At 72.7% G+C, this 13,001-nt stretch carries 15 protein-coding genes; 9 read left to right on the top strand and 6 right to left on the bottom strand.

Going from position 1 to position 13,001, the window contains the following annotated elements; all coding sequences use genetic code 11:
* Positions 1–86: 86 nt before the first annotated feature.
* From ACH4UK_RS31845 to ACH4UK_RS31855, 3 genes are read right to left on the bottom strand one after another with little or no spacing between them, the layout of a single operon-like run.
* The gene (locus tag ACH4UK_RS31845; protein WP_398361909.1) at positions 87–425 is read right to left on the bottom strand and encodes an Asp23/Gls24 family envelope stress response protein; all 339 of its coding nucleotides are present in this window, start codon (positions 423–425) and stop codon (positions 87–89) included.
* Complete coding sequence (locus ACH4UK_RS31850; RefSeq protein WP_398361911.1) at positions 422–1,147, bottom strand: hypothetical protein; 726 nt, start codon at positions 1,145–1,147, stop codon at positions 422–424. Before ACH4UK_RS31850 ends, ACH4UK_RS31845 begins: the two co-directional genes overlap by 4 nt.
* Positions 1,138–1,725 carry an RNA polymerase sigma factor gene (locus tag ACH4UK_RS31855; protein WP_398361912.1) on the bottom strand — a complete coding sequence of 196 codons (588 nt, stop codon included), beginning with the start codon at positions 1,723–1,725 and terminating at the stop codon, positions 1,138–1,140. The genes ACH4UK_RS31850 and ACH4UK_RS31855 overlap by 10 nt, the downstream gene beginning before the upstream one ends.
* Before the next feature lie 292 nt (positions 1,726–2,017).
* Here ACH4UK_RS31855 and ACH4UK_RS31860 point away from each other — a divergent pair, with 292 nt between their 5' ends.
* The 5 genes from ACH4UK_RS31860 to ACH4UK_RS31880 all read left to right on the top strand — a co-directional run bounded on the left by ACH4UK_RS31860 (position 2,018) and on the right by ACH4UK_RS31880 (position 5,191).
* On the top strand, positions 2,018–2,548 hold the full coding sequence (locus ACH4UK_RS31860) for an Asp23/Gls24 family envelope stress response protein (protein ID WP_398361913.1): 531 nt from the start codon (positions 2,018–2,020) through the stop codon (positions 2,546–2,548).
* Between the two features lies 1 nt (position 2,549).
* Positions 2,550–2,777, top strand: a complete 228-nt coding sequence (locus tag ACH4UK_RS31865; protein ID WP_398361915.1) for a hypothetical protein — start codon at positions 2,550–2,552, stop codon at positions 2,775–2,777.
* On the top strand, positions 2,774–3,844 hold the full coding sequence (locus ACH4UK_RS31870; protein ID WP_398361917.1) for a DUF6286 domain-containing protein: 1,071 nt from the start codon (positions 2,774–2,776) through the stop codon (positions 3,842–3,844). The genes ACH4UK_RS31865 and ACH4UK_RS31870 overlap by 4 nt, the downstream gene beginning before the upstream one ends.
* 4 nt (positions 3,845–3,848) lie before the next feature.
* A complete protein-coding gene (locus ACH4UK_RS31875) occupies positions 3,849–4,439 on the top strand; it encodes a hypothetical protein (protein WP_398361919.1) in 591 nt (196 codons plus the stop codon).
* Positions 4,440–4,651: 212 nt separating this feature from the next.
* Positions 4,652–5,191, top strand: a complete 540-nt coding sequence (locus ACH4UK_RS31880) for an SRPBCC family protein (protein WP_398361921.1) — start codon at positions 4,652–4,654, stop codon at positions 5,189–5,191.
* Between the two features lie 486 nt (positions 5,192–5,677).
* Here ACH4UK_RS31880 and ACH4UK_RS31885 read toward each other — a convergent pair whose 3' ends face one another.
* Positions 5,678–6,520, bottom strand: coding sequence for a pentapeptide repeat-containing protein (locus ACH4UK_RS31885; protein ID WP_398361923.1), 843 nt, complete (start codon positions 6,518–6,520; stop codon positions 5,678–5,680).
* Positions 6,521–6,695: 175 nt separating this feature from the next.
* Here ACH4UK_RS31885 and ACH4UK_RS31890 point away from each other — a divergent pair, with 175 nt between their 5' ends.
* Positions 6,696–7,190, top strand: coding sequence for a hypothetical protein (locus ACH4UK_RS31890; RefSeq protein ID WP_398361925.1), 495 nt, complete (start codon positions 6,696–6,698; stop codon positions 7,188–7,190).
* Between the two features lie 65 nt (positions 7,191–7,255).
* Positions 7,256–7,483: a hypothetical protein gene (locus tag ACH4UK_RS31895; protein WP_398361927.1), complete on the top strand. Its 228-nt coding sequence runs from the start codon at positions 7,256–7,258 to the stop codon at positions 7,481–7,483.
* A 123-nt stretch (positions 7,484–7,606) separates the two neighbouring features.
* On the opposite strand, the gene ACH4UK_RS31900 is transcribed toward ACH4UK_RS31895, so the two are convergent.
* The gene (locus ACH4UK_RS31900) at positions 7,607–8,746 is read right to left on the bottom strand and encodes an enoyl-CoA hydratase/isomerase family protein (RefSeq protein ID WP_398361928.1); all 1,140 of its coding nucleotides are present in this window, start codon (positions 8,744–8,746) and stop codon (positions 7,607–7,609) included.
* A 278-nt stretch (positions 8,747–9,024) separates the two neighbouring features.
* Here ACH4UK_RS31900 and ACH4UK_RS31905 point away from each other — a divergent pair, with 278 nt between their 5' ends.
* Positions 9,025–11,154: a SpoIIE family protein phosphatase gene (locus ACH4UK_RS31905; protein ID WP_398361930.1), complete on the top strand. Its 2,130-nt coding sequence runs from the start codon at positions 9,025–9,027 to the stop codon at positions 11,152–11,154.
* Between the two features lie 169 nt (positions 11,155–11,323).
* On the opposite strand, the gene ACH4UK_RS31910 is transcribed toward ACH4UK_RS31905, so the two are convergent.
* Positions 11,324–11,959, bottom strand: coding sequence for an LAETG motif-containing sortase-dependent surface protein (locus ACH4UK_RS31910; protein WP_398361932.1), 636 nt, complete (start codon positions 11,957–11,959; stop codon positions 11,324–11,326).
* A gap of 270 nt (positions 11,960–12,229) precedes the next feature.
* Between ACH4UK_RS31910 and ACH4UK_RS31915 the strand changes: the two genes are divergently transcribed.
* Positions 12,230–12,952 carry a histidine phosphatase family protein gene (locus ACH4UK_RS31915; RefSeq protein WP_398361934.1) on the top strand — a complete coding sequence of 241 codons (723 nt, stop codon included), beginning with the start codon at positions 12,230–12,232 and terminating at the stop codon, positions 12,950–12,952.
* Positions 12,953–13,001: the final 49 nt, after the last annotated feature.

Raw genomic sequence — 13,001 nt, forward strand, 5'->3', positions numbered from 1 at the left:
GGACGCCACGCGGGTGGGACGGCCGGGCGACGACCCCGGCCGGGCGGGAAACGGGGGTACCCGCCCGGTCGGATCGTCGACCGTCCTCAGACCACGCCCGTCACGGTGATCCGCACCGAGAGGGCCCGCTCGTCGGGCAGCGCGGCGAGGACCGCGGTCCGCACGGCCCTGGTCACGTCGAGCGGCCGGTGACCACGGTGCAGGACGAGCCGGATGTCGAGGTGCCAGCCGTCGTCCTCGTCCCGGCCGACCCGCACGCCGGGCGCCCTGTTGCCGGCGGGCAGGGCGATGAGCGGGGTGCGCTCGGCGATCCGGATGCGCAGCAGGTCCGCCACGCCGGGGCGCAGCAGGGCGACGCCCGGCACGCCCCGAGCGGCCTCGGCGGCCGCCCCGGCCATCCGGTCCCGGCGTGTGTCCGCGGTCATCGCGCTGCTCCCTTCCCGTGTCCGTCGGCCCGGCCGTCCGTGTGATCGCCGGTGGCCGCACCGACACCGTCGTCCTCGTCCCCGTGCTCACCGCCGTGTCCGATGTCCTCGTAGAAGATGTCGAGGGTGTCGAGCACGTCGACGACGAAGACGTCGGTGGTGGCGAGGCGGATGCCGATGTCGCGGTCGGCGACCTCGGCGATGTGTTCGCGCACGTCGTCGGCCAGATCCTGCAGGGGTAGGCCGAGGCTCGCCGTGACCTCGACCCGGACGTGCAGCTCTCCGGTGGGATCCGTCGGGTCGAGGGGGGCGATGCGGCAGCTCCCCGCCTGCACCCCGGGCAGCCTGTCGACCGCCGCCCGCAGCATCCGCGCGACCGCTGCCTCGACCATCCAGTGGTCCTCCCCCGGTTCCCCGAGCGGCAGTGGGCGTCCCGGGCGCAGCTCCAGTCGCACGAGGTCCATGACCCGGGCCGTGACGGCCGAGGCGTCCGGTGTTCCCGGCTCCTGTGCGCAGGTGCGGCGTACCGCGTCGCCAAGGCCGGTGAGGTCGGCCAGGGCGGCCGAGCAGAAGGGGCAGTCGGTGAAGTGGGGGTCGTCCGCCGAGCGGCCGGTGTCCCAGGCCTCCCAGACGTCGGTGAGCAGCCGCCCGCAGGCGAGCCGCTCGTCCTCCTCCTCGTACCGGCTCTCCTCCGGCCGGTCCGGATTGGCGCTCATCGCCATGCGCTCATCGCCTCCGTCAGGTAGCGGCGGGCCCGGAAGACCCGGCCACGGACCGCCTGCAGACTGATTCCGACCGTCTCCGCGATGCTCTCGTACGACAGTCCCTGCATCTCGCGCAGCACCCAGCACACGCGTTGTTCGGGTGAGAGGCCCGCCATCGCCTCGGCCAGCGCGTCGACGGCGGCCCTCGACTCCACGGCACGGGCCGGGGAGGCCTGGTACTCGGGGGCGGCCTGCTCGGGAACCGAGTCGAGATCCGCAGCCGGTCTGCGGGCTCTGAGCCGGTTGAGGCAGCGGTTGGTGACGATGCGGTAGAGCCACGTGTGAAACGAGGCGTCCCGGCGGAACTCGGGGAGTTTGCGCCAGGCGTTCACGAAGGCGTCCTGCACGGCGTCCTCGGCGTCCGCCCGTTCGCCGAGAAGCCGTGTCGCCAGTTGCAGCATCGCGGGGCCGTGCCTGCGCACCAGCACCTCGAAGGCCTCCTCGTCGCCCTCCCCGGCCCGCACGACGAGCAGCGCCTCGTCGGACGGCACGACGTCCGGCGCGCGCTCCGTCAGCTGATTCCCGTCGCCGGGCACGGACCAACTCCTTCCCTGCTCGATTCCACGACGCTCGCTCCTGTTCTGTACACGTCCCATACGTGTCACTCCACGCGCTTCTCCACACGTCCTCATGACCGCTTCTCGTTGTTGGACACACCCCGGGCCCGAACGTCACGCACCCGCGCACTTGTCTGCCCGGCGCGGCGTGTCGTGGCCTCCCGCCGTCCGGCTCCCAGGAAATTTTCGCGAACCCGCGTGACTAATCGGCGGACAGCGTGTCCAACGAAATGTCAGGCAGAACGAGCCGAGCGAGACGCGAGGAGTTTCCATGACCACCACCCAGGCAGCAGCAACCGTTCCCGCCGCGGGCGCCGCATCACGGACGGACGGGCCGAAGCCGAAGCAGAGCGGTTCCGCGGGCGGGACGACCACGGTCGGCAGCGGAGCCACCGGGGCGGCAGAGCCCGCGGCCACGCGGGGCCGCACCTCCATCGCGGACACCGTCGTCGTGAAGATCGCGGGGATGGCGGCCCGGGAGATCCCGGGCGTCCACGACATGGGCGGCGGCCTCTCCCGCACCCTCGGAGCGGTCCGCGACCGGGTGCCCGGCGGTCGGCCGAACGTCGGACGGGGCGTCAAGGTCGAGGTGGGCGAGCGCCAGACCGCCATCGACCTCGATCTCGTCGTCGAGTACGGGGTCGCGATCACCGATGTCGCCCACGACGTCCGCGAGAACGTCATCGCGGCGGTGGAACGCACCACGGGTCTCGAGGTCGTCGAGGTCAATGTGACGGTCAACGACGTGCACCTGCCCGAGGACGACGACGAGGCCGCCCCGTCCGAGACCCGCGTGGCGTGACGTGACACGGAATGTGGACGAATCCGGCCCGGCGGGCGGTGCGCCGGGCCGGGGCGTGATCGGAGCGGCGGCGGGCATGGCGCTGGGATTCGCGGGCTGGTTCGGCGGGTTCGGGGCATTCCTCGTGGTCGCGGCACTCGGCGCGGTGGGCTGGTTCGCCGGACACCTCGTCGACCGGGGCACCGGCCTACGGGAGTTCCTGGACGCGGTGGCGGGGCGGCGGCCGTGAAGGTCCCCGCCACCGGGCGTGGCACGACGACGGTGGCCCCTCGCGCCGTCCGGCGGATCGCCGAACGGGCGGCAGCCGAGGCGCTGCCCGACGGCGGCGCGGTGACACGCGGTTCGGCGTCGGTGCGCGGCGCCTCCGCGCAGGTCACGGTCGGCGTGCGACTGCCCTATCCGGTACGGGCCGATGAGGCGGCGCAGCGGATCCGGGAACGTGCGGAGACCCGGACGGCAGCCCTGACGGGCCTGTCCGTTCCGCACGCCGATGTTCGGATCGACGCGCTCACGGTGCGACCGGTGCCGTCGGTCCGGGGCCCCTCGGACGGCGAACCCCCTCCGTCGGCCGACGACACGGCGCTCGGGGCGGAACACACCGCCCCGAGCGGTGGCCGGGGCGGCCGGATCCGGGCGCAGCGCCGGATCCCCGCGGCGGTGACGGCGGCCGTGGGAGCCGCCGGCTGCACGCTGTTCCTGGTGGACCTCGTCGCGGTCCGGCTCGGCAGCGCGCCCGCCGCCTGGCGGACCTGGCTGGTCGACTGGGCGGCGACGCACGGCCCGGCGGACACCGCGGTCCGGGCGGGCGGGGTGCTGGCCGCGCTGATCGGCGTCTGGCTGCTGGGATGTGCCCTGCTGCCGGGACTGCGGCGCGGGCTGAATATGACCGTGCCCGCACCCCGCCTGCGGGCCGCTCTCGACCGTACGGCCGCTGCCCGGGTCGTCCAGGACCGGACCACTGCCGTGGCCGGGGTGGTTCGGGCCCGGGTGCGCGTTCGGCGGCGGCGCGTGAGGGTGCTGGCGGAGGTGGGGTTCGGCGACCTGGAGGAGGTGCGGGCCGAGGTGGCCCGGGTGGTCGGCGCGACGCTGCCCGAGCTGGGCCTGACGCGGACGCCCGCGCTGCGGGTCCGGGTGCGGAGCAGGGTCCGGAGCGAACCGCACGACCAGCCGCCGTGGGGCGAGGAGCAGGCGCCTGACACGGCTGCTCCCCCAGCGGCTTCGGCTTCGGCTTCGGCTTCGGCTTCGGCTTCGGCTTCGGCTTCGGCTTCGGCTTCGGCTGAACGGAAAGAGGTGTGAAGGGATGTCGGTGATCAGGCGTGGTGTGGTCAACCGGTCGCTGCTCGGCACCGCCGGTCTGGTGCTGCTGGCCGGGGGCGGCTGGCTGGCCCTGGGCGACGGTTCGGCGTGGGGCCCGGTGGGAGACCGGGTGCCGCACTGGTGGCCGGCGCCTGCGGCGGACGGGGTGCTGCTGGATCGCGGGCTGCTGGGACGGCTCCGGGAGAACGGCTGGTGGAGTCCTGCGGTGATCGCCGGGTTCGCCGTCGTACTGGCTCTGCTGGTGTGGTGGCTGGCCCGTCAGGCGCTGTCGGGCGGACCCCGGTGGGCGGTGCTGCCGCGGACCGGGCCGGTGCTGTCCAGGCGTGCCTGGGAGCGGGCGATGACAGCGCAGGTGGCGGCGTTCGACGACGTGGCGCGAGCCCGGGTGCGTCTGGTCGGCAGGCCGCTGCGGGCGGTGGTGACGGTGGTCGTGGAGCCCGGGGCCCGGCCTGCGGAGGTCGTGCGGTGGGTGACCGCGGTCATCGCGGAAGCCCGCGCCAGCGGTGGCGTACGGGGTCTGCCGGCCGATGTTCGGGTGCGGGTCGCGAATCGCCGGGAGCGGCGGACCCGTTGACCTGGCGCTTCCCGTGCCGGATCGCGTGATGCGGTCCGGGAGCCTCCCACGCGGGCGCGTACGCGATCTCCGGCCGCTGCTCCATCCATTCCTCCACCCGCCACCCCACGCAATCTACTCGCGAGTAAGGTGTGGGCTCCGGGATGTCGGCTCCACGGCCTGTACGGCACCCGGGCGTGGTCCGTCGACGGCCGTGGACAAGGAGTCGCGCCATGCCCCGCACCATGTCCGTTGCGGACAGCATCGTCATCGATGCCACCCCGGCGCAGGTCTACGAACAGCTCAGCGACCCGACGGCGATGGGGCGTTGGAGCCCCGAGAACCAGGGAGCGACCGTGCGCGGCGATCGGCGCGACGCCTACGTCGGCATGGTCTTCGAGGGCCGGAACAAGCGCGGCGCCGCGCGCTGGACGACCCGGTGCACGGTGACGGCCGCCGACCCCGGCGAGCGGTTCGCCTTCCGGGTGCACGCGATCGGTCTGCGGCGCCCTCGGCTCCCGGGGCCGATCGCCACCTGGGAATACCGTTTCGAAGCGGTGGACGGTGCGACTCGGGTCACCGAGACCTGGACCGACGACCGCCGGCGCTGGCCGGACTTCCTCGCCAACGCCTTCGACCGCGTCGCGACGGGCGGGAAGACCTTCGCGCAGTTCCAGGGCGGGAACATCCGCACGACGCTGAAGCGTCTCAAGGCGGCGCTGGAGGCAGACGTCCGGGGACCCGGAAGCCAGGGCGTGTCCGACGGTTCGTGACTGGGTCCAGGACGTCTGGAACGGCCCCGCGGGGGGGCTGACCACCAAGATCGATCTCGCTGCGGACAGCCGCTGCCGCCCGCTTGCGTTCGCGCTGACTCGAAGCCGCACTGGGTGCAGAATGATCGCGTGCTTCCTCCTCGACTGCTGTGGTGCGATCCTCGGCCCATCCCCCGGTTCAACCGCCAAGAACCGGTGACGCTGATCGTCCGGGACCCCGGTTTCCACGAGCCGGCGGACGAGGACGACTGCACGACGTTCTCGTACTTCTGTCAGACGCATGACCGCTTCTACGAGCGCGAGACTTGCGGGGAGGGGCCGCATCTCGTAGCTCTGCACTGTGAGGAGCATGGGCCCGAAGGCATGTGGCCGCAGCCGCTCACACTCATGTTCCCCCAAGGCTTTGAGCCTCCGCTCAGCACGGCGCAACTCAGCTGGCTGCAAGCAGAGTGGGAGGCTGCCTGAGCATGATCCGGAAGAGACGGCCTAGACGTCCCAGTGCGGGGGGCGGCTGAGGGACGCGGGGAGTGCGGTCTTCGCGTTGCCCTTGGCGGCGTTGAGCTGGGCCTGGGTGAGGAACAGGCTTCCGGTGAGGTCGGCGTCCGAGAGGTCGGTGTCGCGGAAGTCCGCACCGATGAGGTCGGCCAGGCGGAGGTCGGCGCCGGTGAGATCGGCGGCGATCAGGTAGGCCCCGCGGAGGTCCGCTCCGCGCAGGTCGGCGCCGCGCAGCCGGGCCCCGATGAGGTCGGCGCCGCGGTGGTTGCGCTTCTTGCGGCGGGGCGCGGTGGCCCGGACGAGCTCGCTGGTGCGCAGGAGCAGCCCGGCGACCCGGTCGCGATGACCGGCGACGTCCAGTTCCGCGAAGTCGACGGCGGGGCGCTCGGTGTGCCGTTCCGTCGCTTCCAGGGCCCGGCGGATCTCGGCGTGCAGGGGGCGTGCGGCCGGCAGCGTGAGGGCCTCGGTGAGGTACCACAGCAGTTCGTGGAGCTGGCGCATGACCGGGAACACCTGGAACATCTGCGCGGCGAGGTCGGGGGACGACCGCCAGTCTCGGCCTCCGTAGGTCACCTGGGAGACCTTCTGCCCGGCGCCGAAGCAGTCGTACACGGTGCAGCCGGAGAAACCCTTCGGGCGCAGCCGGGTGTGGATTCCGCAGCGGAAGTCGTCCTGGAGGTTGGGGCAGGGCCGTCCGGCGTCCTTGTCGATGGCGAAGTCCGACGAGGCCGTCAGCGTGAGCGCGACGCAGCAGAGGGCGAAACAGTTCGTGCAGTCCGCGCGCAGAGCCTCCCGCCCGTTGTCGGGCACGGCGGTCGGATCGGTGTCAGGCACGGGTGACGGGTCCTCGCGTGGGTGGTACTGCGGAAAGGGTGGAGAGCACACGAGTCTACCGAGGCGCCGCAGCGACGCTGCCCCGGTCCGCGTTCAGTGCAGGGCCGCAACCAGCGCCCTTCTGCGAATGTCGGCCGGTGCACACTGGGCGCGTACGCATCACGAGGGGGACCGTATGGGCACCGAGGAGAGCACCGGGTTCGAGCCGGCGACCGGGGACGGCCCACCGGCTGTCGGGCCTGCGGCGGTACGGGCCGCTTCGGTGCGGACCGCGTTCGAGGGACTGCTGCAGATCCGTCGCCTCACCGGCGCCGGACAGCCCGACCCCGAGGCCGTGCCGGCGCTGTGGGAACGCAACCGCCCGGTGCGAGCCATCGCGTTGGCGCTGGAGAACTCGGGGGCGACGCCTTCGGCCGTCGCCCCTGCGGGGCACCGGGTCTCGGCCGGATACCGGGTGAGCGACGGGGAGTCTGCGGGTTCGGTGCGAGTCGAGTGGGCCGGGCCGCCCGGCAGCGGCGCCGCTCATGACGAGGAGGATGCGCTGGCCGCCTGTGCTTCGGCCTTGCGGGAGCTGGGGTGGACCGTGCTGCTTTATCGGGGGCCCCGCAGACGGCTCTATCTGGAGGTGGAGCCGCCGAGCGGATTGTCCGGCGGGCACGGGCGGGCGTGAGGCGGCGTTGTCGGACCCGTGGGAGATGCTTGACGGTCCGACAGCCCTGAGGAGGAGATGCTGAGATGGACAAGGACGAGCTGGCCGCGGCGCAGGCGTACATCCGCCTGTTGGAGGCCACCCGAGCAGCGCTCGCGGACCCCGACGACGCACCGGTCTTCCTGCCGCTGCTCACCTCTCCGATGCGGGAGGCCGACCATGCGCTGCGCAGCGCGGGGCTGACGGGCAACGAGGATCGGCTGTTCGCTCTCGTCCGGGCACTGCAGCCGAGCCTTTCCGGTAGCGACAGATAGGTGCGTCGGGCGGGCCCGCGGCGTGCGGCGTCCAGCGGCCGACGGGAGGGGCAGGGCTCCGCTGGTCCCCCGGCCCCGCCCGGCCTGTCTGGTCAGCCGCGCCTGTGCCCGTGCGGGTCCGTCCTACCGCGCCTGTCCGTTCGGCCCCATCTGTCCGTCCGGCGTGAGAGTGCCCGTGGGCCGGGGCGCGTCCGTGGGCACCGGTGCGAGACCGAGCTCCTGCTCTCCGGGGCCCAGAAGTGCGAAGAACCGGTCGACTTCCTGGTCGTCGACCTCGGCGAGGGAGGCCGGCTTCCACTGCGGGTCGTTGTCCTTGTCGATGATCCGGGCGCGCACGCCTTCCACGAAGTCGGGGTGTTCGAACGCCCGGCTGGAGACACGAAACTCCTGGTCGAGGACGGCTTCCAGGCTGTCGAGGCGGGCCGCCCTGCGGACTGCGGCCAGCGTGACCTTGAGCGCGAGGGGAGACTTGGTCAGGAGTTCGTCCGCTGCCGCCTCCGCTGCGGGAACACCGCTGCCACGCAGCCGTCGAACGATCTCCTCCACGGTGTCCGCCGCGTAGCAGGCGTCGATCCAGTCGCGCTGCGCGGCAAGCTCGCCGGCGGACGGCTCCGTCGCGAACCGCTGGACGATGTCCGCGACGGAGGTGTCCGGGCCGGTCTGCTCTCCCAGGGCTTCGGTCAGTGCCGGCAGGAGACGGGCGGGGATGTGGTGATCGGCCAGACCGCAGAGCACCGCGTCGGCCGCCCCGACGGAACGGCCGGTGAGCGCCAGATGGGTGCCCAGTTCGCCGGGGGCGGCGGCCAGCAGCCGCGTGCCCCCGACATCGGGCACGAAGCCGATGGCGGTCTCGGGCATGGCGACGCGTGAGCGCTCGGTGACGACACGGATTCCGGCGTGGGCGGACACCCCGACTCCGCCGCCCATCACGATGCCGTCCATCAGGGCGACGTACGGCTTGGGGAATCGGGCGATGCGGGCGTTGAGGCGGTACTCGTCACGCCAGAACTCCAGGGACGCACGTCCCGATGCCCGTGCGTCGTCGTGCAGGGCCCGGATGTCGCCACCGGCGCACAGGCCCCGGTCGCCCGCCCCGGACAGCAGCACCGACTCGATCGACTCGTCCTGCTCGGCGCGGGCCAGGGCCTCGTCGAGAAGCCGCACCATGGTGTGGCTGAGGGCGTTGAGGGCCCGGGGGCGATTCAGTGTGAGGTGCAGGCATGGGCCCCGCGTCTCCAGCAGGACGGGCCGGTCATCGTTCATGCGTGCGCTCCGCTCGCTGGGCTCATGGACACCTCGGACACCGTCCATGGTCGCGGACGGCCCCCGGCCGCCGTTCCGCGCCCCCCGGATCGGGCGCTGGGGCGGGAGGGGGCCGTGCGGGGCGGTGGTACGGGGATGGCCGACGCGTGGTCTTCCGGGGCACGGGCGTACGGGCAGGCGCGGCGGGCCGCTGTGGCAGTCCGGCGGATGCGGCTCGACAATTGAGATCTACGGGGTGCGCCGACGCACGGCCCCGCCGGACGACCTCCGGAGCAGGAATGACCGACGACGAACGGCGGCAGGACGCCGAAGCCTCTCCGCTCCGCCGGATCGACCGGAAGACCAACGGTGAGATCCGGCCGACGGAACGCCTCGCCATGAACCGGACCGGCAGCTTCGACTGGGATCTGGACACCCGGACCCTGGACATCGACGAGGCCGGGCTCATGGTGTTCGGCGTGGACCCGGCGACGTTCGACGCACGCCCGGCCGCCCTGCTGGAGCATCTGGAACCGGCGGAACGTGCTCGGCTCGATGTCACGATCGACGAGGCCATCACCGGAGGCAGCAGTTCCTACAGCGTCCACTTCCGCGTTCCGCTGGACGACGGGACCACGCAGTGGACCCATGTCCAGGCTCGCATCCTGCGATCGAAGGACGGCAGAGCCCATCGGATCGTGGGGGTCGTCCGGGACGCGACGGCGGAGGTCACCCATTCGGCCTTCGTCCTCGATCTGGAAAAGCGGCGGCAACGCCAGACCAATATCGTTGAACGCACAACGAGTGCCATGTCCCGCGCGGTGACCGTGGACGATGTGACGGCCGCCCTCACCGGACCCGGCGGGCTGGCCCGGCTCGGCGCGGACGGACTCGCCCTGGGCCTCGTGGAGAACTCCGCCCTGAACATCGTCGCACTGAGTGGCGAGTCGCTCGAGGTGCTCGACGGGCTCGGCTCCGGTGACCTCGACCGCAATCTCCCCCTCGCGGACACCATCCGCAGCGGACGCCCCCGGTTCATCACCTCCCTCGCCGCCCTGGCCCGGCGCTACCCGGAACTGGAACCGCATCTGGGGAGACTCAAGTTCCGGGCGGCGGCGTATCTCCCGCTGGTGGCCCAGGCCCGGTCGCTCGGCGGTCTGGCTCTCTTCTACCGCGAGCGCACGGTCTTCAACGCGGACGAGCGCATCCTGTGCCTGGGCCTGGCGGCGATCGTGGCCCAGTCGCTGCAGCGGGCGATGCTCTTCGACGAGGAGCGGGAGTTCGCCACCCAGCTCCAGTCCGCGATGCTCCCGCCCCGGATACAGGACGTCGAAGGCGGCGAGATCGCGGTCCGCTACCACGCCGCGTGGAGCGGCCGACAGGTCGGCGGCGACTGGTACGACGTGATCACCCTGCCCAAGAAGCGTTACGGGCTGGTCGTGGGGGACGTGCAGGGGCACGACACCCACGCGGCCGCGATCATGGGCCAGTTGCGCATCGCCCTGCGCGCCTACGCAGCCGAGGGCCACCCGCCGGCCACCGTACTGGCACGGGCTTCCCGCTTCCTCTCCGAACTGGACACCGAGCGCTTCGCCACCTGCACGTACGCCCAGGTCGACCTGGCCTCCGGAGCGGTGCAGGTGGTGCGGGCCGGGCACCTCGGCCCGTTGATCCGCCACGTCGACGGGCGGGTCGGCAGCCCGCAGGTGCGTGGCGGGCTGCCGCTGGGCACCTCCACCGATCTCCAGGACGAGGAGTACCCGGAGACCCGGCTCGACCTGGTGCCCGGGGAGACGTTCGTGCTGTACACGGACGGGCTGGTGGAGGAGCCCGGGGCCGACCTCGACACCGGGATCGACGCGCTGCGCAACGAGGTGAGCGCGGGGCCCGCCGGGGCCGAGGCGCTGGCCGATCATCTGTCGGAACGGCTGTGGGAACGGTGGGGGTCGGGGGACGATGTGGCGCTCCTGGTCCTGCGCCGGAGCCCGGACGTGGGGTCGTCGCACGCGCCACGGATCCACCAGTACATCCACCAGGCGGACCCGGAAGGGCTCTCGGACGCCCGCGCGATCGTGCGCCAGGCCCTCGCCGACTGGGACATGGCCGAGTTCGCGGACGATGCGGAGCTCGTCACGGGCGAGTTGTTGGTGAACGTGCTCCTGCACACCGAGGGCGGGGCCGTCCTGACATTGGAAGTGCTGCCCGAACCGGTGCGGCGGATCCGGCTGTCGGTCCAGGACCGCTCCAGCGCCTGGCCCCGTCGGCGTACACCGGGCGAGACCTCCACCTCCGGGCGGGGGCTGCTCCTGCTGGACGCGGTCGCCACCCGCTGGGGAATCGAACCCCGCGGCGAGGGCAAAGCCGTCTGGTGCGAGGTCGGCCCCGCTCCCCCGCCGGCCACCGCGCCGCCGACGGTCGCGGAGCGGTGAGGAACGTCGAGGGGTGTGGCGCAGCACCGTGGTGCTGCGCCACACCCCTCGACCACCGGCCCATACGGTCCGGACCGGTGGTCGGACGGCCTCGGCCGCTTCCTGCGCTCCTACCGCCCGAGGGCCTGCTGCCGCGTACCGCCGGCGCGGGCCGCTGAACGCGGGAGCGTCAGCTCTGGGCGGTACGCCGCTTGCGGACGGCCCACAGGATGCCGCCACCGGCCAGCAGCACCGCGACAGCGGCGCCACCGATGACCGGAGTCGTCGACGACGAGCCGGTCTCGGCCAGGTCCGGCGAGCTCGGGCTCGGGGCGGGCACGGCGGGCGCGGACTCCGAAGGCGTCTCGCTCGGCGTGGCGCTCGGCTCGGGGGTCTCGGTGCCCGGCGTCTCCGACGGGGCCGGCTCGCTCGGGGTCGGCTCGGGCGGCGTGGGGCTGGGCTCCTCGTCGCACACCTCGGCCGTCTCCGTCTTGTCGATGGAGTGCCGGCCGTCGCCGTCGGCGTCCTTGACGACCAGTCGGACGGTCACCGCCTTGTCGTGCTCGGGCAGCGTCAGCTTCTTGTGGAACTCACGGCCGAACGTCTCGGTGGGGAGCAGGTCCTTGCCGTCCACCGTGACGGTCACCGTGTTGGGGACGTCGCTCGTGTAGTTGGTGAGGTCGACAGTCACCTCGGAGCAGGTCACGGCCCAGGTGGGGGTGTGAGCCGCGGCCGGACCGGCGGAGATGACGCCTCCGGTCAGACCGACGACCGCAGCGGCCACGAGTGCTCCCGCGCCACGCCACGATCTCCTGGGTATGGTCATGGATTCTTCCTCCAGATACATCTCATCGCCCGAATGGCGGTGGGGCGCACAGTACTGCCATCGCCCAGGAGCGACGTAGTCGCCCCGTGCGTGGCCCCTCGCACCAACTCCGGGCATATCCCCGCTACTTCCGGCAAGGCGGACAGGCCTCCCGCCGTCCCGTTCTCCAGCGGTGGCCGAACTGTTCCCCGACGGTGGCCGAATGAGAGGGTGGACTGTGCATCTATCTGCCGCCGCCTGTGCGCCCGAGCCTGGAGCATGACCCGTTCTATGCGATTGCTGCTGATCCGTCACGGCCAGACACCGTCCAACCTCGGCCACTTCCTGGACACCGCGCGGCCCGGCCCCGGGCTGACCGACCTGGGTCTGCGGCAGGCGGCGGCCCTGCCCGGGGCGCTCGCCGCGGAGGACATCGCGACGTTGTACGCCTCCACCCTGACGCGTACGCAGCTCACGGCCGCGCCCCTTGCCCAGGAGCGGGGCATCGAGGTCCGGATCCGTGACGGGATCCGGGAACTGTCGGCCGGCGACCCGGAGATGCGGGCCGATGACGAGGCCGTCCGGCAGTACCTGACGACCGCCTTCTCCTGGCCCGCCGGGGACCTCGCCCGCCGGATGCCCGGGGGCGAGAACGGGACGGAGGCCCTGGCCCGCTTCGACGCGGTGGTGGCCGAGGCAGCGCAGTCCGGGCAGGCCAGGACCGCGGCGCTCGTCAGTCATGGCGCCGCCATCCGTGTGTGGGCAGCCGCCCGCGCACGGAACGTCTCGGTCGAGTTCGCCGCCGAACACGGCCTGGACAACACGGGCGTGGTGGTGGTCGAGGGCTCCCCAGACGAGGGATGGACGGCCCTCTCCTGGGCCGGGGCGGTCGTCCCCGCGGTCACTGCGAGCGGCGCGGCGGACGGCGGCCCGGCAGGCCGCACGCTGCCGGGCCCGGAGCTGCGACCGGAACCCGGGACCGGAGCTGGGACCGCCGCTGGGACCGACAGCTGATCACCCCACCGCCTGATCGCCGCACGCGCTCAGCCCGGTCGACACATCG

This window comes from Streptomyces sp. NPDC020884 (assembly GCF_044333935.1).
Taxonomy (GTDB): domain Bacteria; phylum Actinomycetota; class Actinomycetes; order Streptomycetales; family Streptomycetaceae; genus Streptomyces.